The organism is Duganella sp. CT11-25, assembly GCF_047302815.1.
GTDB lineage: Bacteria > Pseudomonadota > Gammaproteobacteria > Burkholderiales > Burkholderiaceae_D > Rugamonas.
Window position 1 is genome coordinate 7,112,545 of record NZ_JBKBFD010000001.1, and the last position, 19,136, is coordinate 7,131,680.

General features: G+C 68.2%; 13 protein-coding genes. 8 read left to right on the forward strand and 5 right to left on the reverse strand.

Annotation, left to right across the window (positions count from 1 at the left end):
• Window position 1: 1 nt before the first annotated feature.
• Genes ACEN9F_RS31160 through ACEN9F_RS31170 form a run of 3 tightly spaced genes read right to left on the reverse strand, consistent with a single transcriptional unit; the run spans window position 2 to window position 6,397 of the window.
• Window positions 2-4,426, reverse strand: coding sequence for a DEAD/DEAH box helicase (locus ACEN9F_RS31160; RefSeq protein WP_413426606.1), 4,425 nt, complete (start codon window positions 4,424-4,426; stop codon window positions 2-4).
• Between the two features lie 31 nt (window positions 4,427-4,457).
• Window positions 4,458-5,429, reverse strand: a complete 972-nt coding sequence (locus ACEN9F_RS31165) for a GlxA family transcriptional regulator (protein WP_413427238.1) — start codon at window positions 5,427-5,429, stop codon at window positions 4,458-4,460.
• The gene (locus ACEN9F_RS31170) at window positions 5,429-6,397 is read right to left on the reverse strand and encodes a hypothetical protein (protein WP_413426608.1); all 969 of its coding nucleotides are present in this window, start codon (window positions 6,395-6,397) and stop codon (window positions 5,429-5,431) included. Before ACEN9F_RS31170 ends, ACEN9F_RS31165 begins: the two co-directional genes overlap by 1 nt.
• A 236-nt stretch (window positions 6,398-6,633) precedes the next feature.
• Here ACEN9F_RS31170 and ACEN9F_RS31175 point away from each other — a divergent pair, with 236 nt between their 5' ends.
• From ACEN9F_RS31175 to ACEN9F_RS31195, 5 genes are all read left to right on the forward strand, one after another.
• Window positions 6,634-8,091: a sensor histidine kinase gene (locus ACEN9F_RS31175; protein WP_413426610.1), complete on the forward strand. Its 1,458-nt coding sequence runs from the start codon at window positions 6,634-6,636 to the stop codon at window positions 8,089-8,091.
• Entirely contained in the window at window positions 8,078-8,701 is a 624-nt protein-coding gene (locus ACEN9F_RS31180; protein ID WP_413426612.1) for a response regulator transcription factor, read from the forward strand. Before ACEN9F_RS31175 ends, ACEN9F_RS31180 begins: the two co-directional genes overlap by 14 nt.
• Window positions 8,702-8,811: 110 nt before the next feature.
• On the forward strand, window positions 8,812-9,213 hold the full coding sequence (locus tag ACEN9F_RS31185; RefSeq protein WP_413426614.1) for a response regulator transcription factor: 402 nt from the start codon (window positions 8,812-8,814) through the stop codon (window positions 9,211-9,213).
• Between the two features lie 2 nt (window positions 9,214-9,215).
• Window positions 9,216-11,147, forward strand: coding sequence for a putative bifunctional diguanylate cyclase/phosphodiesterase (locus tag ACEN9F_RS31190; protein ID WP_413426616.1), 1,932 nt, complete (start codon window positions 9,216-9,218; stop codon window positions 11,145-11,147).
• A gap of 48 nt (window positions 11,148-11,195) precedes the next feature.
• On the forward strand, window positions 11,196-11,867 hold the full coding sequence (locus ACEN9F_RS31195; protein ID WP_413426618.1) for a FecR domain-containing protein: 672 nt from the start codon (window positions 11,196-11,198) through the stop codon (window positions 11,865-11,867).
• Here the strand turns inward: ACEN9F_RS31195 and ACEN9F_RS31200 are convergent.
• Entirely contained in the window at window positions 11,857-12,846 is a 990-nt protein-coding gene (locus tag ACEN9F_RS31200; protein WP_413426620.1) for a zinc-dependent alcohol dehydrogenase family protein, read from the reverse strand. The two genes, ACEN9F_RS31195 and ACEN9F_RS31200, sit on opposite strands and share 11 nt — an antisense overlap.
• 127 nt (window positions 12,847-12,973) lie before the next feature.
• On the opposite strand from ACEN9F_RS31200, the gene ACEN9F_RS31205 reads away from it, so the two are divergent.
• A complete protein-coding gene (locus tag ACEN9F_RS31205) occupies window positions 12,974-13,876 on the forward strand; it encodes a LysR family transcriptional regulator (RefSeq protein ID WP_413426622.1) in 903 nt (300 codons plus the stop codon).
• Here the strand turns inward: ACEN9F_RS31205 and fur are convergent.
• Window positions 13,854-14,309, reverse strand: a complete 456-nt coding sequence (fur, locus tag ACEN9F_RS31210) for a ferric iron uptake transcriptional regulator (protein WP_413426624.1) — start codon at window positions 14,307-14,309, stop codon at window positions 13,854-13,856. The genes ACEN9F_RS31205 and fur overlap by 23 nt on opposite strands.
• A gap of 128 nt (window positions 14,310-14,437) precedes the next feature.
• Between fur and ACEN9F_RS31215 the strand changes: the two genes are divergently transcribed.
• Together ACEN9F_RS31215 and ACEN9F_RS31220 are read left to right on the forward strand one after the other, a co-directional pair.
• On the forward strand, window positions 14,438-17,599 hold the full coding sequence (locus ACEN9F_RS31215; protein WP_413426626.1) for a PAS domain S-box protein: 3,162 nt from the start codon (window positions 14,438-14,440) through the stop codon (window positions 17,597-17,599).
• Between the two features lie 273 nt (window positions 17,600-17,872).
• Window positions 17,873-19,126 carry a hypothetical protein gene (locus tag ACEN9F_RS31220; RefSeq protein ID WP_413426628.1) on the forward strand — a complete coding sequence of 418 codons (1,254 nt, stop codon included), beginning with the start codon at window positions 17,873-17,875 and terminating at the stop codon, window positions 19,124-19,126.
• The last annotated feature ends 10 nt before the right edge of the window (window positions 19,127-19,136 follow it).

Consider the following 19,136-nt stretch of genomic DNA (forward strand, 5'->3'; position numbering starts at 1 on the left):
GCTAACCGCGGCCGACCAGGCGGGCGTGCAGCAGTTCGCGCTCCTCGCCGCCGAGCAGGTAGTTGAATTTTCCCGATGCCTGGGTGGCGACCAGCACGCCGTCGCGGAACAGCAGGCGGTTGCCGGCCAGCGCCGGAACTTTGTCGCCCTGCAGCAGCGTGCCGCAGAGGTTGAGCGGGTCGATGCCGGAGATGCATACCAGGCCGCCGTCATGCGGGCGGCGGCGCATCTCGCGCAGCAGCGGGATCGCCTCCGGCAGCGCGAACTGTTCGCCGGACAGGCCGGATACGAAACGCCCGCCGCGTATCTCGCCACGTGCCTCCAGCCGGTGGTAGACCGGCAGCAGCTCGCGCCAGGATGGCAGCCATGCGGCTTCGCGCTCCAGCAACCGCCAGAACATGACGCCATAGCGGCGCAGCAGCGTCATGGCGATATGCTCCAGCGTCGCCGGATCGGTGCGCGGCTTGCGCACCGGTGCCGCGGGCCTGGCTGCCGGCTGCGCTGTCGCGCCGCCGGACGTTTCGACGATGGCCGCAACCGGGGTGACGGGTAGTGCGGTTTCCACCACGCGCTCGGTGATGGTGACGCCGTCGCCGCGCCGCACCAGCGCCCAGCGGCCGGCTTCTTCCATCGTCGGCGCCGCGCCACGGCGGCGGCGCTTGTCGTTGCTGGCGCGCTTGTTGGCCGGAACCAGCATGGCGCGCAGGCCGGCATAGCTGTCGGCGTTGACCAGGCCCGTCGCCACCAGCTCGCCCAGCGTGTTCTCCAGTTCCACCGGCAGCAGGCGGGCGTCGTTCGCCAGTTCGTCGAAAAACATGGCGCCGTCGCGGCGCAGCGCCGCCAGCACGCGCGCGGCGCGCGGCGAGACTTCGACTTCGGCCGGCACTGCGGGCAGCGCATGCCACAGGCCGAGCTGACGGCGCGGCAGCAGCACCAGCGGCGTGCTGCGTACCGGACCGCCGGCGGCGCTGGACGGCGCGCCGACGCGGGTCCAGACGATCTTCCCGGCGCGGCACAGGTCATCGAGCCATTGCATCTCGTAGTCGGACACGCGCAGTGCCAGCAGCTCGCTCTCCCATGCGCCTGCCGCCGCTTCATAGCCTTCCAGCTGCGCCAGCGCCTGGGGCAGCGCGTCCACGCCCTGCAACTGCGTGTCCGGCGCCAGGTGCTGCCATTCGAACAGAAAGCGCATGAAGTCCTGCCGCTCCACCGGCTCGATCTCGCGCCGCAGACTCTTGATGGTGTAGCGGTGGATGCGCGCCAGCAGGTGGCGTTCGCACCATTCCTCGGCCGTGGCGCCGGGGTTGAAGCGGCCGCGCATCACATAACCTTCGCTTTCCAACTGCGTGAGCGCGATGGTGGCGGTGGTTTCGGGTAGCGCCAGCGCGGCGGCGATGTTGGCCAATGGCTGAGGACCGAAGCCGCTCAGGCGCGCGCGCATGATCTCGACCAGCGCGGCGTCGCGGGTCCATTCTTCGTCGCCATTGACGAGCAGGCTGTCGGGGATCGCCAGCTCCGGCTTGGCGACGGCGCCGGGATAGGCTGCCTGCAGGCAGGCCAGCCGTTCCAGCGCGCCCCAGAAATCGACACCGCCGCGCGCATCCCGCAGGCGCGTGGCGCGGCCGCCGGCGGACAGGCCTTCGAGCCATGCCAGCCAGCCTTCTTCCCGCACCGCTTCGTCGTGCGTGACGCAAGCCAGCGAAGTCAGCGCTTCGTGCATCTCGTCGCTGTTGCGCACATGCGGCCAGGCTTCGTCGGCCACGGCGGCGATGGCGCCGGCGTCCAGCGCGCCCAGGTCGTCGGTGGAGGCCGGATCGGTCCAGCGGCGGTTGATGACGGCTTGCGTGCGGCGCTCTTCCAGCGGCGCATCGTCGAGGAAGGCGTAGGGACGGGCGTTGAGTATCTCCATCGCCAATGGCGACGGCGCCGGCAGGTCGCGCGACAACAGCGTCACCTCGCCGGCTTCCATGCGGCGCAGCAGGGCGAGCCAGCCTTCGCTGTCCATCGCCTCGTGCAGGCAGTCGTCCAGCGTCTGGTCGACCAGCGGATGGCTGGGCAGCTCGCGCTCGCCGACGATGTTTTCCAGGCAGGCCGCCTGGTCGGGGAACACGGCCGCCAGCAGGTCGTCGCTCTTCATGCGCTGCAGCTGCGGCGCGACCTTGCGGCCGCCCGCATAACGCGGCAGCGCGAGAGAGGTGGTGGCGTTCCAGCGCCACCGCACGTTGAACAGCGGCGCATCGAGCAGGGCCTGTATCAGTATGTGTTCGGCGCTGGTGGAACGCAGGTAGCGCCACACTTCATCCAGCGGGAAGCTGTGGCTGTCCGACAGCGACAGCACGATGGCGTCCTCGGTGGCGGCGGCCTGCAGCTCGAAGTTGAAGGTGCGGCAGAAACGCTTGCGCAGCGCCAGGCCCCAGGCGCGGTTGATGCGGCTGCCGTAGGGCGAATGCAGCACCAGCTGCATGCCGCCGGATTCGTCGAAGAAGCGCTCCATCACCAGCGTATCGCGGGTGGGCAGGGCGCTCAGCGCGGCGCGGGCGCGGGCGAGATATTCGACGATCTGGCGCGCGGCGGCTTCGTTCAGGCCGAGATGCCCGATCAGCCAGTCGACCGCGCGCTCGATCGCCGCTTCGCCATCTGCTGCGCTGGCCAGCAGCCGGTCGATCTCGCCGCGCAGGCGGGCCACGCCCATCGACAGCTCGTCGCTGCGGCCCGGCGCTTCGCCCAGCCAGAACGGGATGTTCGGCGCGGCGCCGTGCGCGTCCTCCACCCGCACCTTGCCGGCCTCGATGCGCTGGATGCGATAGGAGGTGTTCCCGAGCTGGAAAACGTCGCCGGCCAGGCTCTCGACGGCAAAGTCCTCGTGCACCGTGCCGATATTCTGGCCCTGCGGTTCCAGCAGCACCGTGTAGTCGGCGTTGTCCGGTATGGTGCCGCCGGAGGTGACGGCGGTCAGCTTGCCACCGCGCCGTCCGCGCAGCGTGCCGCTGACGGTGTCGCGATGCAGGTAGGCGCCGCGCACACCCTGGCGGCCGGTGTAGCCGTCGGTGAGCATGCGCAGCACGGCGTCGTACTGCTTGCGCTCCAGCTGCGCGTAGGGCGAGGCGTTGCGCAGCAGCGCGAACAGCGCATCCTCGCTCCATTCGCGGCAGGCCACCTCGGCGACGATCTGCTGCGCCATCACATCCAGCGGGGCGACGGGGATGCGCAGCAGATCCAGTTCGTCGCGCCGCACGCAATCCAGCAGCGCGGTGCATTCGATCAAATCGTCGCGCGATTGGGGGAACAGCCGGCCCTTGGGCAGGCCGCCGACATGGTGGCCGGAGCGGCCGACCCGTTGCAGGAAGGCGGCGATGCTGCGCGGGGAACCGATCTGGCACACCAGGTCGACGTCGCCGATATCGATGCCCAGCTCCAGCGAGGCGGTGGCGATCAGCACCTGCAGCTCGCCGCGCTTGAGGCGTTGCTCGGCGTCGAGCCGGTATTCCTTGGCCAGGCTGCCGTGGTGCGCGGCCACATGTTCGGCGCCGAGGCGCTCGGCCAGGTGGCGCGCCATGCGCTCTGCCATGCGCCGGGTGTTGACGAAGATCAGCGTGGTGCGGTGCAGGACCGTCAGCTCGGCCAGGCGGTCGTAGACGCGCTCCCATACGTCGTTGGCCATGATGGCTTCCAGCGGCACCGGCGGCAGCTCCAGGTTCAGGTCGCGCGCGCGCACATGGCCGACGTCGACCACCGCGCAATCGCGCCCGGCGCCGGTGAGGAACCGCGCCACGGCCGACAAGGGTTTCTGCGTGGCCGACAGGCCGATGCGCACCGGCCGCCGCGCAGACAGCGCATCGAGCCGCTCCAGGCTCAGGGCCAGGTGGCTGCCGCGCTTGCCGCCGGCCACCGCGTGGATCTCGTCGACGATCACGGTGCGCACCGTCGACAGCATGGCGCGGCCGCTGTCGGAGCCGAGCAGCACGTACAGCGATTCCGGCGTCGACACCAGGATGTGCGGCGCGCGCCTGCGCATGGCGTTGCGTTCCGCCTGCGTGGTGTCGCCGGTGCGCACGGCGCTGCGGATGCCGTGCGGCGGCAGATCCATCGCCTCCAGTTCGCGTGCGATGCCCTCCAGCGGCGCCAGCAGGTTGACGCGGATGTCGTTCGACAGCGCCTTCAGCGGCGACACGTACAGCACCCGCGTTTCATCGGGCAGCGGGCCGGTGCCGCTTTCGCGCACCAGCGCATCGATCGCGGCCAGGAAGGCGGTCAGCGTCTTGCCCGAACCGGTCGGCGCGGCGATCAGCGTCGGCTGGCCGCTGCGGATCAAGGGCCAGGCCCGTTGCTGGGCTTCCGTTGCGTTTTGGAAAGTCAAGCGAAACCACGCCGCCACGGCGGGGTGGAAGTCTTGCCACAGTTCGGCGGCGGTCGGCAGTTTGCTCATCCCCCTATAGTTGGGGATGTCTCGCTGGATGTCAATCGCCGCCGCGCACCGCGCGGAAGCTGTCGCGGTACTGGTTGGGCGTGACGCCGAAGCGCTGCGCGAACACCAGCCGCATGCGCGCCGCGCTGCCGAAACCGCAGCGGTAGGCGATGGTCTTGAGCGCCAGTCCGCCACCCTCCAGCAGATTGCGCGCGGCGTCGATGCGGGCGCGCTGCACGAATTCGGCCGGCGTGACGGCCATCTCCTCGACGAAGCGGCGGGCGAAATTGCGCGGGCTCATGCCGGCCACTTCGGCCAGGCGCTCGACCGACAGCGCTTCGGCCAGGTGGTCCATCACGTAGCGCTGGATCACCGCCGCCAGTTCGTTCGGCGCGGCGGCCTCGGACAAATAAGGACTGAACTGCGACTGGCCGCCCTGGCGCTGCGCCAGCACCAGCAGGCGCTTGGCCACCGCCAGCGCGACGGCGGGCCCATGGTCTTCCGCCACCAATGCCAGCGCCAGGTCGATGCCGGCCGTGACGCCGGCCGAGGTGACCAGCGCGCCGTCGCGCACGTGGATGCGGTCATGCTCGATCTGCGCCAGCGGGAACTGAGCGGCCAGCTGGGCGGCGTCGCTCCAGTGCGTGGTGGCGCGCTTGCCGTCCAGCAGACCGGCGCGGCCCAGCAGGAAGGCGCCGGTGCAGATGGAGCCGTAGCGCGGCACGCTGTGCGCCACGGTGCGCAGCCAGGCCGACAGCTGCGGGTGGTCCGGCGCCTGCGGCAGCTGCGGCCCGCCGGCGACCAGTACGATGTCGTAAGCGTGGCCGGCGTCGTCCAGGCCAAGGTCGGCGCCCAGTTGCTGGCCGTTGGAGGCGCGGATCGGGTAGGGCGCGGTGCCGACCGTGACCAGCCGGTAGCCCTGGCCTTCGCCGACGTAGGCGTTGGCTTCGGCGAAGACGTCCATCGGCCCGGAGACGTCCAGCGACTGCACGCCGGGGAACAGCACCAGGGCCAGCGTCTTCATCATGTGCCGGCTACCGCTTGCGGGGCGGCGGGCAGGTAGCTGCCGCGCGCCAGCAGCCGCAGCGAACCCCAGGCCACGTACAGCACCAGCAGCAGAGTGGCTGCAAACACCGCGGCAGCGACGGCTTCCAGCACGGGGCTGCGGCTATGTTCCACCATCAGCATCAAGCCCTGGCCCAGCGTGGCGATGCCGAAGGTGTAGGCCCAATAGCCGGGTGCGAAGTCTTGCTGCGCCAGCCAGCGCGCGGCGAAGGCCAGGCCCGCGAACACGAACAGCGCGTAGCCGGCCAGCGCATACGTGACCGCCGCGTTGGCGCCGGCGCCGGCCAGCACCTGGTAGGCCACCAGTGCCACCACCGGCGGTGCGCTGTAGATGCCCATGAAGTTGCGGGTCTTGTCGGCCAGGCCGCCCGTCATCAGCTGATGGGTGATGGCCGAATCGAGTATCAGCCACGAGATGGCGCCGGCGCCGAACAGCATCCAGCCGTAGTCGATGTAGCCGAACACGCCCGCCGCCAGCGCATTGACCAGCACACTGGCGGTGTACGGCAGGAACAGCGGCGGCACGATCTGTACGGCGTCGCGCCTGGCGCTCCAGTGCGCGGCCAGGCGCCAGGCGCCGTAGGCCAGGTTCAGGGCGGAACCGGTCCAGAACAAGGGCTTGGCGGCGGCCAGCCAGTACGGCTGCAGCGCCAGCGCGACCAGGATCAGCGATTCCGGTATCAGCGCCAGGAAGGCCGATTGCACCGGATCGCGCGTTTCGGCCACGGCGCCGGCGCGGTGCGCCAGCCATTTGTGCGCGTAGAGGGCGAGGAACAGCAGGAAGGACAGCACGGCCAGCGCCTGCAGCACTTCGCCCGCCAGCGGCGGCAGCGCCCACAGGTTATGTGCGAAGCGCCAGGCGTTGCCGGTTTCGGCCAGCCCCAGCGTCAGCGCGAAGAAGGAGGCGGGCAGCAGTTTGGTTTTCATGGTTGTCAGTTTTCGGTGATTGAGCGATGAACTGATTCTAGGTCGTATGCGCGCCGGCATAAACCGCTCAAAGGGATCGAATCCTGCCAATGTAGCATTGAATTCCGCCGCAGCGGCGTGCCGCACCACCTATACCGGAGTATAGGATGCGTATAGGCAATTCCGCACTATAATTGGTGGGATTGCCAACATAAACTACAAGGACAGGCATGTTACGGGTACCTAGCACTCCCTGGATGTCTGCGCTGCTGATCTGTCTCACGCTGCTGATCTTCGCGCTGGACACCTTCTCGCCGCTCGACATGGCGATCGCCGTGATGTACGTGGTGGTGGTACTGCTGTCGGCCAGCGTGTGGCAGCGGCGCGGCGTCCTGCTGGCCACCGCCGTCTGCCTGGCGCTGACCGTGGCCTCCTACCTGCTGACCCACACCGAAGTGTTCTCCGGCGCCGCCTCCGGCCGCATGACGGTCGGCCTGCTGGCCATCAGCATCACTTCCTTCCTGGCGCTGCGCGGCCAGGCCGCCACCAATGCGCTGCTGGCGCGCGAACATGCGCTGCGCCGCAGCGAGGCCTTCCTGGCCGGCACCCAGCGCATCAGCAAGACCGGCAGCTTCAGTTTCAAGGCGCCGACCGGCGAGATGTACTGGTCCGACGAAGCGGCCCGCATCTTCGGCTATCCGCTGGACGTGACGCCGACCATGGAACGGGTGCTGCAGCACACCGCGCCGGAGGACCGCCATCACGTGCGTGCGGCGTTCGAACAGTCGCTGCGGGGCGAGGGCGTAGTCGACCTGCGCCATCGCCTGCTGATGCCGGACGGCGAACTGAAATACGTGCATGTGCTGGCGCACGCCCAGTACAACCAGGACGGCTCCTGCGAGTACCTGGGCGCGTTGACCGACGTGACGGCGGCGGTGCTGGCCGAGCAAGCCTTGCACCGCTCGCAGGTGCAGCTGGCGCATGCCACCCGGGTCACCATGCTGGGCGAACTGGCCGCCTCCATCGCGCACGAAGTCAATCAGCCGCTGGCGGCGATTTCCACCAACGGCGAGGCCTGCGTGCGCTGGCTGAACCGCCCGCTGCCCGACCTGGCCGAGGCGCGCGCCACCATTTCCAGCATACTGGAAGCGAGCCAGCGCGCCACTGGCGTGATCAAGCGCATCCGCGCACTGGCGCGCCGCAGCGACCCGCAGCACGCGGTGCTGGACTTGAACACCGTGGTCGAGGAGAGCGTGGACCTGGTGCGGCGTGAACTGGACAACCACCACGTCGCCCTGATGCTGTCGCTGGCGCCGGACCTGCCGGCGGTCGAGGGCGACCGCGTGCAGTTGCAGCAGGTGATCATCAACCTGCTGATGAACGCCATCCAGGCCATGTCCGGCTGCGCTCCCGGCCAGGCGGTGCTGACGCTGCGCACGCAAGCCGGCGAAAGCGGCTGCCCGCAGCTGAGCGTCAGCGACTCCGGCCCCGGCATTCCGGCGGCGGCGATGCCGCGTTTGTTCGAAGCCTTCTACAGCACCAAGGAGGAGGGCATGGGCATGGGGCTGCCGATCTGCCGCTCGATCATCGAAACCCACGGCGGCCGCATCTGGGTGCGCCAGCCGGCGCCGGACGGTCCCGTGGCCGGCGCCACCATCTTTTTCTCGTTGCCCGCCCATGAACCAGCTCGTGCATCAGCTCATGAACCAGATTGACTACGCCGACGCGCTGGTTTACATCGTCGACGACGAGGCGCCGCTGCGCGACGCCATTTCCAGCCTGCTGCGCTCCGTCGGCATGCGGATCGCCGCCCACGCCTCGGTGGCGGAATTCCTGGCCGCGCCGCGTCCCGAGCTGACCAGCTGCCTGCTGCTGGACGTGCGGCTGCAGGGCGTCAGCGGGCTCGATTTCCAGGCCGAGCTCAATCGCGACGGCGTGGCGCTGCCGATCATCTTCATGACGGGGCACGGTGACATCCCGATGTCGGTGCGGGCCATGAAGGCCGGCGCCATCGACTTCCTGGCCAAGCCTTTCCGCGACCAGGACCTGCTGGACGCGATCCACGCCGCGCTGCAGGCCGACCGCGAACGGCGCCAGCGCGACCAGGCGCTGCAAGGGCTGACCACGCGCTACGCCACCCTGACGCCGCGCGAGCGCGAGATCATGGGCCTGGCCGCGCGCGGCCTGATGAACAAGCAGATCGCCGGCGAGGTCGGCACCAGCGAGATCACCGTCAAGATCCATCGCGGGAACGCCATGCGCAAGATGGAAGCCAAGACCTTCGCCGACCTGGTGCGCATGGCCGAAGCCCTTGGCCTGGCTTGAGCTTCCGGCATACCTATACCCTTGTATAATTTCGGTAAAGGTCACCGAACTGTATTGTTCTCCCATGCGCTGGATGGCCGCGAGCCGCCGTCCGAACATGGGAGTAGCTAGTGACTTATCCGGAACCACATTTATGCAATATCGCCATCGTCGACGACGACGACTCGGTGCGGATTGCCCTCAGCAGCCTGCTGCGCTCCTATGGCTACACCGCCGACGCCTACGATTCGGCATACGCCCTGCTGGCAGCAGGCGGCCTGGGTGACTACCACTGCATCGTCACCGACCTGCAGATGCCGGGCATGAGCGGCATCGAACTGCTGGAGCAGCTGCGCCGCCAGGGCAACCAGCTGCCGCTGATCCTGATGACAGCCTTTCCCGAAGCAGCATTGCGCAAGCGCGCGCTGCAAGGCGGCGCCTCCTGCTTCCTGAGCAAACCCTTCGAGGCGAACGAACTGCTGCGGTGCCTGCGCCAGGCCGGCGGCGCCGGCTTCCCATCCCCACAGGAATAGTCATGACCAACGCCATCAGCAGTTCACGCCGTCTCATTTACATCATGTTGTTGCTGGTGGTCGCGGCCAGCGTGACGCTCTCGGTGGTGATGGAAAGGACCGCGCACAATATCCGCCGCAACGAGACGCCGCTGCTGACCAAGACCATTCCGCAGCTGCGCTACCTCGGCGACTTTGAAAGCGCCATGCTGCGCTACCAGCTGGCGTTCGACAAACGCTTTACCGCATCGATCACGTCGGAGCGCTTCCATGTGCTGGAGAACATGGGCCGGGGCGAACTCGATGCCTCCCTCGCGCAACTGCGGTCCAGCCTGGGCGATGGCCCGGAGCTGGGCGCACTGCGCGAAGGCTACCTGGATATCGTCAAGCTGGCGCCGGACTTCGAGCGCGGCGTCGATGCCGATCCAGCAGCCGCGCGCCGCGTACTGATCGCGATGAACAACGATGTCAAGCGGCTGCGCGCGCAGATCGACGGCATGCAGCAGCAGGTGCAGGATGCGATCAACGACAAGGGCAGCATGGCCAGCCGCAGCATCGCCGGCATCACGCTGCTGGTGCATTTGTTCGACGTGCTGGCCTTGCTGACCTGCCTGTTCATGCTGCATCACGTGCGGGCCCGGGTGCGGATCGAGGATGAACTGAAACACCAGGCCGGCCACGATCCGCTGACCGGCCTCGCGCACCGCCGCAGCTTCGAGGCGCGGCTGGCGGCCTTGCCGGCGCAGCAAGCGCACGTGGTGGTGCTGGGCACCATCGACCGCTTCTCGCGCATTGTCGGCGGCTTCGGCCACGCCTTCGGCGACCGCGTCATGGTCGGCCTGACGGGCCGGATCCGCGCCGCTGCGGAGCGCTGCGGCGGCGAGGTGTTCCGCCTGGACGGCGCCAACTTCGCCATCCTGTACGGCATGGATTGCAGCAGCGACGAATTCCGCGCGGCGATGGACGGCCTGCGCGAAGAGGCATGCAGCCCGTTCGATTGCGAAGGCCACGAAATCTTCACCACCCTGAGCCTGGGTGCGGTCACCTATCCGCACAACGGCGCCACGCCGGACGTCCTGCTGCGCAACGCCGACGCCGCGCTGCAGGCCGCGCGCAAGGCCGGCGGCGACCGGCTGGTGGCCTATTCGCAGCAGCTCAACGCCGAAGCGGGCGAGCGGCTGGACCTGGAATCGCTGCTGCGCCACGCCATCGAGCGCGACGAACTGGAATTGCATTATCAGCCGCAGCAAGCCTTGCACAACGGCGGCTTGATCGGCTTCGAAGCGCTGGTGCGCTGGCGCCGCAACGGCCAGCTGATCTCGCCGGCCGACTTCATTCCGCTGGCCGAGGAATCCGGCCTGATCGTCGCCATCGGCAACTGGGTGCTGGAAGAAGCCTGCCGCCAGGTCAGCGTGTGGCAGGCCGAAACCGGCCAGCGGGTGGTGGTGGCGGTGAATATCTCGCCGCGCCAGTTTGCCGCGCCGGGCTTCCTGGCGCACCTGGAGGACCTGCTTGCCACCACCCACGTCGACCCCTGCAGCATCGAGCTGGAGATCACCGAAAGCGTGATGGTGGAAGACGCCGAAAGCGCCATCGCCTTGCTGCACCGCCTGCGCGCGCTCGGCCTCAAGCTGGCCATCGACGATTTCGGCACCGGTTATTCCAGCCTGGCCTACCTGTCGCGCTTCCCGATTCACAAGCTGAAGATCGACCAGTCCTTCGTGCGCAATATGCACTCGGTGCGCGAGCAAAGCGCCATCGTGCAGGCCACCATCGGCCTCGGTCACAGCCTGGGCCTGACCGTGATCGCCGAGGGCGTGGAGACCGAAGCACAGCGCGGCATGCTGAGCGGCTGGCGCTGCGACGAGATACAGGGCTACTACTACAGCCGCCCGTTGACGGCGGAATCCGCACTCACATTCCTCGAAGGCAGCCTGCAACTGCAGGCCGCCTGATGGCTATCCGTGATATAAAAGCCTATTCAGATCTCGATCAGGTGTTTCATGCGGATTCGGTATGTTCTGGCAGCGCTGCTGCTGTGGGCGACGGCGGCGCAGGCTTCGGCTGCGCAGGTGGCCGGCGTGGTGGTGCAGGCCAGCGGCGCGATGAGCGCGCGCTCGCCGTCCGGCGCGCTCAGGGCGCTGCAGGCCAGGTCGGAAGTGGAGGGCGGCGATACGCTGACCACGGCCGCCGGCGCCTACGCGCTGGTGCGCTTCATCGACAACAGCGAGCTGACCCTGAAGCCCGGTTCCACGGTCGTCATCGACCAGTTCTCCTTCGACGGCGACAAGCCCGATGCCGACCGCGCCGCCTTCACGCTGCTCAAGGGCGGCCTGCGCTCGGTCACCGGCATTCTCGGCAAGCGCAGCAAGGACAAGTTCGCGCTGAAGACACCCAGCGCCACCATAGGCATACGCGGCACCACCTTCTTCCTTGAATACCTGACCGGCAAGGGCGACCTCGATCCGTCGCCGGGCCTGGAGCCGGGCCTGCACGTCCACGTCAGCGAGGGCGGCATCTCCATCGTCAACGCGGCCGGCCGCTTCCAGTACGATCCCGGCCAGTTCGGCTTCATCAAGAACGACAAGACCCGGCCGGTGAAGATGTTCACCAATCCGGGCATGAAGTTCGCGCCACCGCCGTCCTTCGGCGAGGCCGATACGCTTACGCCGTAGCGACTTCCACCACCACCTTGCCGCACGCCCTTCCTTCGACCAGCGCGGCATGGGCGGCATTGGCGCCGGCCAGCGTGTAGACGGCCGGATCCAGCATCACTTTCAGCTTGCCGGCGGCGACCAGCGCGCCGGCTTCTTTCATGATGTCGCCGTGATGCGCGCGGCCTTTGCCCGATAATAGCGGCAGCAGCGTGAACACGCCCGAATACGTCGCGGCCCGGAACGACAGCGGCGCCAGCGCATGCGTGCCCCAGCCGAGGCAGCTCACTACATGGCCGTGATACTGGCGCGCGGCGCGGAACGAGGCGTCCAGCGTGGCGCCGCCGACCGTGTCATAGACGATGTCGAAGCCTTCGCCGTCCGTGTATTGCTGGACGTATTCTTCAACGCTGGCGGCGCGGTAGTCGATGAATGTCGCGCCCATGGCCTCGATGGCCCCGCGCTGGCCTGCGCTGCCGGTGGCATGGACCGTGGCGCCCAGCGCGATCGCCAGCTGCACCGCCATGTGGCCGACGCCGCCGGCGCCGCCGTGCACCAGCACCGTCTTGCCTGGGCCGACGCGGGCGCGGTCGACCAGGCCTTCCCAGGCGGTGATGAAGATCAGCGGCAGCGCGGCGGCTTCGCGCATCGTCAACCCCGGCGGCATGTGGGCCAGCAGGCGCGCGTCCACAGCCGCATACTCGGCCAACGAGCCCTGGACGCCGCCGATGCCGCCGGTCATGCCGTAGACCCGGTCGCCCGGCGCATAAGACTCGACGCCCGCGCCGACGCTGTCGACCACGCCGGCCATGTCGATGCCCAGTATGGCGGGCAGCTGGACGCGGGCGTGATCGGCCTTGCCGGCGGCGATCTTGGTGTCGAGCGGATTGACGCCGCTGGCGCATACGCGCACCAGCACCTGGCCCGGACCGGCGGCGGGGCGTTCGATCTGCTGGATGACGAGCGGGGCGCCCGCGTTATTCAGTACGACTGCTTGCATGATGTGCTCCTCGGTGATTGATAAAGCCAGTCTAGGGCAGGGCGGCGGCGGGAAAAACGGGGCTGGTTCGCATGCAGTATCCCGAAATCGTGAATAATCACGCTAGAGTGAAAAAAGGGGGAGCGGGATGGATCGTCTGGATGCCTTGAAGGTTTTTTGCGCCGTGGTCGATGCCGGTGGCTTCAGCCGCGCCGCGGCCAAGCTGGGGATATCGACATCCTCCGTCACCCACCAGATCGGCGTGCTGGAGGCGCACTTCGGCGCGCGCCTGCTGAACCGCACCACGCGCAGCATGTCGCTGACCGAGGAGGGGCGGCGCTGCGTCGAGCAGGCCCGCCGCCTGCTCGACGAGATGGATGAACTGGAAGCCAGCATGAGCGATGCGCGGCAACTGCCGCGCGGCAGCCTGCGGGTCGACATGCCGGACATCCTGGCGCGCCGCTTCGTGGCGCCGGCGCTGCCGCGCTTCCTGGCGGCCTATCCGGAACTGAGCGTGCGCCTGACGGCCAGCGACCGCCTGATCGACATGGTGGACGAGGGCGTGGACGTGATGCTGCGCATCGGCGAGCTGCCCGATTCTTCGCTGGTGGGACGCAGCATCTTCAAGAACAACTACATCTGCTGCGCCTCGCCGGACTTCATCGCCAGGCATGGCCGGCCCGGCCACCCGGACGACCTGGAGCACCTGCCATGCCTGAATTTCGTCTATCCGAAAGCGCGCCAGCTGCGGCCGTGGACCTTCCAGCAGGACGGCCAGCCGTTCACCAGCACGCCGCGCGGCGCGGTGGCGATGGATCATGTGGAATCGCTGATCGAAATGGCGCTGCAGGGCGGCGGCATCGTCCAGCATCTATCGGTATCGCTGATCGAACCGCTGCGCAGCGGCGCGCTGCTGCCTCTGCTGGAGCCCTGGCAGGCGCCGGGGCCGGACGTGTCGGTGCTGTACCCGCAACGCCATCAGCGCGCGGCCAGGATCAAGGTGTTCGTCGATTTTGTCGAGGCGCTGTTCAGGAACGCCGCATCTTCTTGACGCTGGCCAGCGGGTTGATGGTGGCCGCGCAGTCGCCGCAAAAACCGTACAGCGACAGCGAGTGCTCGTGCAGCACGAAGTTGCGCTCCCTGGCCACCGCCTCCTGGCGCCGCTCGATTTCGGCGTCGAGGAACTCCTCCATGCGGCCGCAATTGGTGCAGATCAGATGGTCGTGGTGGCTGCCTTCATTCAGCTCGAACACCGAGGCCACCGATTCGAAATGGCGGCGGATCAGGATGCCTGCGTCGGCGAACTGCATCAGCACGCGGTAGACCGTGGCCAGGCCCATGTCGATATTTTCGTCGTGCAGCAGGCGGTAGACGTCGTCCGCGTTCAGGTGCTTGCTCTTCGATTCCTGGAACAGCTGCAGGATGCGCAGGCGGGGCAGGGTGGCTTTCAGGCCGAGTTTGCGCAGCTCTTGAGGGATATCCATGTGTCTCTTTGATTTCTCTTTAATGATAATGATTCCTATTCTCAGGATAGCTGTAATTTATCTAATTGGCAATGCACGATTACTCCCGTGCGCAAGTTTTCTGTATAGGACAACGCTATAATCGTCCGATGACTCATTCCTTCCTTCAAGGCGGCGGCCAGCTAGCGCAGATTATTGCTTCCTTTAACTGGGGGGCGACCGCGCTGGGTCCGATCGACGGCTGGCCGCAGTCGCTGAAGACCACGATCTCGCTGATCCTGCGCTCGCCGGTGCCCATCGTCACGCTGTGGGGCGAGGAGGGCGTGATGATCTATAACGACGGCTATTCGGTGTTTGCCGCCGGACGCCACCCGGCCTCGCTGGGCGCCAACGTGCGCGAGGCCTGGCCGGAGGTGGCGGACTTCAACCAGCACGTGCTGCAGGTCTGCCTGGGCGGCGGCACGCTGGCCTATGTCGACCAGGAGCTGACGCTGCGCCGGTCCGGCAAGCCGGAGCAGGTGTGGATGAACCTCGACTATTCGCCGCTGCTGGACGAGCAGGGCGCGCCGGTCGGCGTGATGGTGATCGTGGTCGAGACCACCGGCAAGGTCAAGGCGGAGCGCCGCCTTCGCAACGAGGGCGAACGGCTGCGTACCATGTTCGAACAGGCGCCGGGTTTCATGACCATGCTGTCCGGCCCCGATCACGTGTTCACGCTGGCCAATCGCGCATACTCGGCATTGATCGGCCACCGGCCGGTGCTCGGCCTGCCGCTGCGCGAGGCGCTGCCGGAGGCCGAGGCCCAGGGCTTCGCCGCGCTGCTCGACCGGCTGTACGCTTCGGGCGAGAGCTGGTCCGGCGTCGCCGTGCCGTTCTCGATCGACGCCACCGGCGAGGCGCCGGCGCGCGAGCGCTTTCTCGACTTCGTCTACCAGCCGCTGCGCGACGACAGCGGCAGTGTGCTGGGCATCTTCGTGCAGGGCGCCGACGTCACCGACCGCGTGCTGGCCGAGAACCTGATGCGCGCCAGCGAGGACACCTTCCGCACGCTGGCGCAGACCATGCCCAACCAGGTATGGGCCTCCGCCGCCGACGGCGGCGTCGACTGGCTCAACGACCAGGTGTACCGCTACTCGGGCACCCGGCCGGGCCAGCTGGACGGCGTCGGCTGGGCCGACATCGTCCACCCGGACGACCGCGACGCGGCCGGCGCTTCGTGGTTCGCCGCCGTGGCGGCCGGGCAGACCTACGAAACCGAATTCCGCATCCGCCGCGCCGACGGCGCCTACCGCTGGCACATCGTGCGCGCCCTGCCTATCGTCGACGACAACGGCGCGGTGCAGCGCTGGGTCGGCACCAACACCGACATCCAGGACCAGAAATCCACCGCCGCCATGCTGCAGCGGCAGGTGGCCGAGCGCACCGCGGAGCGCGACCGCATGTGGCAGTACTCCACCGACGTCATGCTGGTGGCCGAACTTGAAGGCTGGATCACCGCCATCAACCCGGCCTTTACCCGATTGCTGGGCTGGGAGCAGGCCGAGATCGTCGGCACTTCGCTGTACACGCTGGTGCATCCGGACGACCTGGCGGCGACGTCGGCCGAAATGGCATCGCTGGCCGGCGGCGCCAACACCTTCAAATTCGAGAACCGCACGCGCCGCAAGGGCGGCGGCTACGCCATCCTGTCGTGGACGGCGGCGCCGGACCAGCGCTTCGTCCACGCGGTGGGCCGCGACATGACGGCGGAACGGGCGGCGGCCGAGGAAATGCGGCGCACCGCGCTGGCCTTGCAGCAGTCGCAGAAGATGGAAGCGATCGGCAAGCTGACCGGCGGCGTGGCGCACGACTTCAACAACCTGTTGCAGGTCATCTCCGGCAATCTGCAGCTGCTGGCCGGCGACGTGGCCGGCAATGCGCGCGCCGAGCGTCGGCTGGACAACGCGCTGGCCGGCGTCACGCGCGGCGCCAAGCTGGCCAGCTACCTGCTGGCGTTCGGCCGGCGCCAGGCGCTCGACCCGCGCGTGGTCAGGATCGGCCGCTTCATCAGCGGCATGGAGGACATGCTGCGCCGCAGCCTGGGCGAGGAGATCGAGGTGGAGACGGTGATCTCCGGCGGCTTGTGGAATACGCTGGTCGACACCGCGCAGGTGGAGAACGCGGTGCTCAACCTGTGCATCAACGCGCGCGACGCGATGGAAGGCGTGGGCAAGCTGACCATCGAAGTGGGGAATGCATTGCTGGACGACGCCTACGCCAGCGCCCACCCGGAGCTCAGCGCCGGCCAGTACGTGATGATCGCCGTCAGCGACACCGGCAGCGGCATGAGCGCCGAGGTGATGGAGCAGGCCTTCGATCCCTTCTTCTCGACCAAGCCGGAAGGCAAGGGCAGCGGCCTCGGCCTGTCGATGGTGTACGGCTTCGCGCGCCAATCCGGCGGCCACGTCAAGATCTACAGCGAACCGGGCAACGGCACCACGGTCAAGCTATACCTGCCGCGCTCCCTGGATGTCGAGGACGCGCCGCTGCCGCCGGAGGCGCGCGCCGTGGTCGGCGGCCAGGAGACCATCCTGGTGGCGGAAGACGACGAGGGCGTGCGCGCCACCGTGGTCGAACTGCTGAGCGAGCTGGGGTACCGGGTGCTGAAGGCGGGCGACGCCGCCAGCGCGCTGAGCATCGTCGACAGCGGCATGCCGATCGACCTGCTGTTTACCGACGTGGTCATGCCGGGCACCTTGCGCAGTCCCGAGCTGGCGCGCAAGGCGCGCGAGCGCCAGCCCGGCATGGCGGTGCTGTTCACCTCCGGTTACACAGAGAACGCCATCGTGCACGGCGGCCGGCTCGACCCCGGCGTCGATTTGCTGGGCAAGCCGTACACCCGCGAGGCGCTGGCGCGCAAGGTGCGCCATGTGCTGGCCAACCGCCGGCAGCATGCGCAGGCGGCGGCCGATATCGCGCTGGCCGTCAGCCAGCCGGGCGGCATCCGCATCCTGCTGGTGGAGGACGAGCCGGAGCTGCGCGCCACCACCGGCGAGCTGCTGGAGCTGCTGGGCCATACGGTGCTGCAGGCCGGCGACGCGGCCGGCGCGCTGGCGCTGCTGGCGCAAGGGCCGGTCGACGTCCTGTTGACCGATATCTCGCTGCCCGACTTGTCCGGCGAGGTGCTGGCGGGCAGGGCGCGCGCCGCCCAGCCCGGCCTGCGCATCATCTACGCCAGCGGCCAGCACCCGCGCTTCGCGCTGGAGCAGGCGCAGTTGCTCTTGAAACCATACAGCGTGGACAAGCTGAAGCAGGCGTTGGCGCATCCATAAGATGGAAATTAGAGCAAGCCATCCGATAATGTATTGACATTGGAAATGTCTAAAAGTCACTGAAAAGTGTGATTTTTGGAGAGAATTTTTGGTATATTGCTCTAATTCATCGACAGTTGCCGAAAGGCAGTATAAAGTTCATTCATCCGAATCAGTTCTTCGGACCGGCACCCCGGCTCCGTGCCCACGTAACCCTCCCACCTTATTAAACAGACATTCCGCTGTGCGGAAGGCGGGCATTCGTTTGCCGTATGCCGATAGACAGGAACCACAATGACCGTTGAATTTTCGCCGTTGCGCGCCACCGTTGCGACCTTGATGATGCTGAGCTGCCGCATGGCTCCGGCAGGCGAGGTCGTGGACGACGACCGGGCACGCTGGACCTTCGGCGGCTTCGGCACGCTGGGCGTGGCGCACAGCAGCGAGCACGCGGCCGACTTCACCGCCAACGTCCTCAATCCCGGCGACGCCGGTTACAGCCGCGACTGGAGCGCCGCCGTCGACAGCCGCCTCGGCATGCAGCTGGGCGTGAACCTGGACGGCGCGTGGTCGGCGGTGCTGCAGCTGGTGTCCGAGCGCACGCTGCGCGGCGGCTATGCGCCCAGGGTCGAGTGGGCCAACCTTCAGTACCAGGCCACGCCGGACCTGAGCGTGCGCGCGGGCCGCATCGCGCTGCCGCTGTTCCTGAGCGGCGACTACCGCAAGGCCGGCTACGCGCTGCCGTGGGTGCGGCCGCCGGTGGAGCTGTACGGCGCCATCCCGCTGAGTAACAGCGACGGCGTCGACGCCAGCTACCGCTGGCGCGCGGGCGAGGCCAACAACCTCACGCAGGCCTTCTTCGGCCGCACCGACCTGTCGCTGTCGCCGGGCGCGCGGGCCCAGGCGCGCGCGCTGAGCGGCCTGTCCAACACCACCACCGCCGGCGCGCTGACGCTGCGCGCCAGCTTTCTGACCACCCAGCTCAGCGTCGACATCGCGCGCGAGCTGTTCGACGGCCTGCGCGCCTTCGGGCCGCAGGGCGCGGCGCTGGCCGCGCGCTACGACGTCAACGCGGTGCGCGCCGACGTCGCCGCGATCGGCTTCAACTACGATCCCGGCGCCTGGTTCGCGATGGGCGAGATCGGCCGCATGAACGCGCGCTCGTACTTGGGCGACAAGACCGCCGCCTACCTGAGCGCCGGCTACCGCATCGGCGACGTGACGCCCTACCTGGCGTATTCCGTTTCGCGCGCGAACACGCCGGCCAGCACGGCGGGCCTCGACCTGGCCGCGCTGCCGCCGCCGCTGGCCGCCGCCGGCGCCGGCTTGAACGCCGGCTTGAACCAGCTGCTGGCGGCGATTCCGCGCCAGCGCAGCGTCGCCGCCGGCGCGCGCTGGGACCTGTGCCCCAACTATGCGCTCAAGCTGCAGTACGACCGCATCACGCCGCAGCAGGGCTCGACCGGCACCTTCATCAACGTCCAGCCGGGGTTCCGACCGGGCCGGCCCATCGCCGTGCTGAGCGCGGCCGTGGACTTCGTGTTCTGACGGGGGCGCC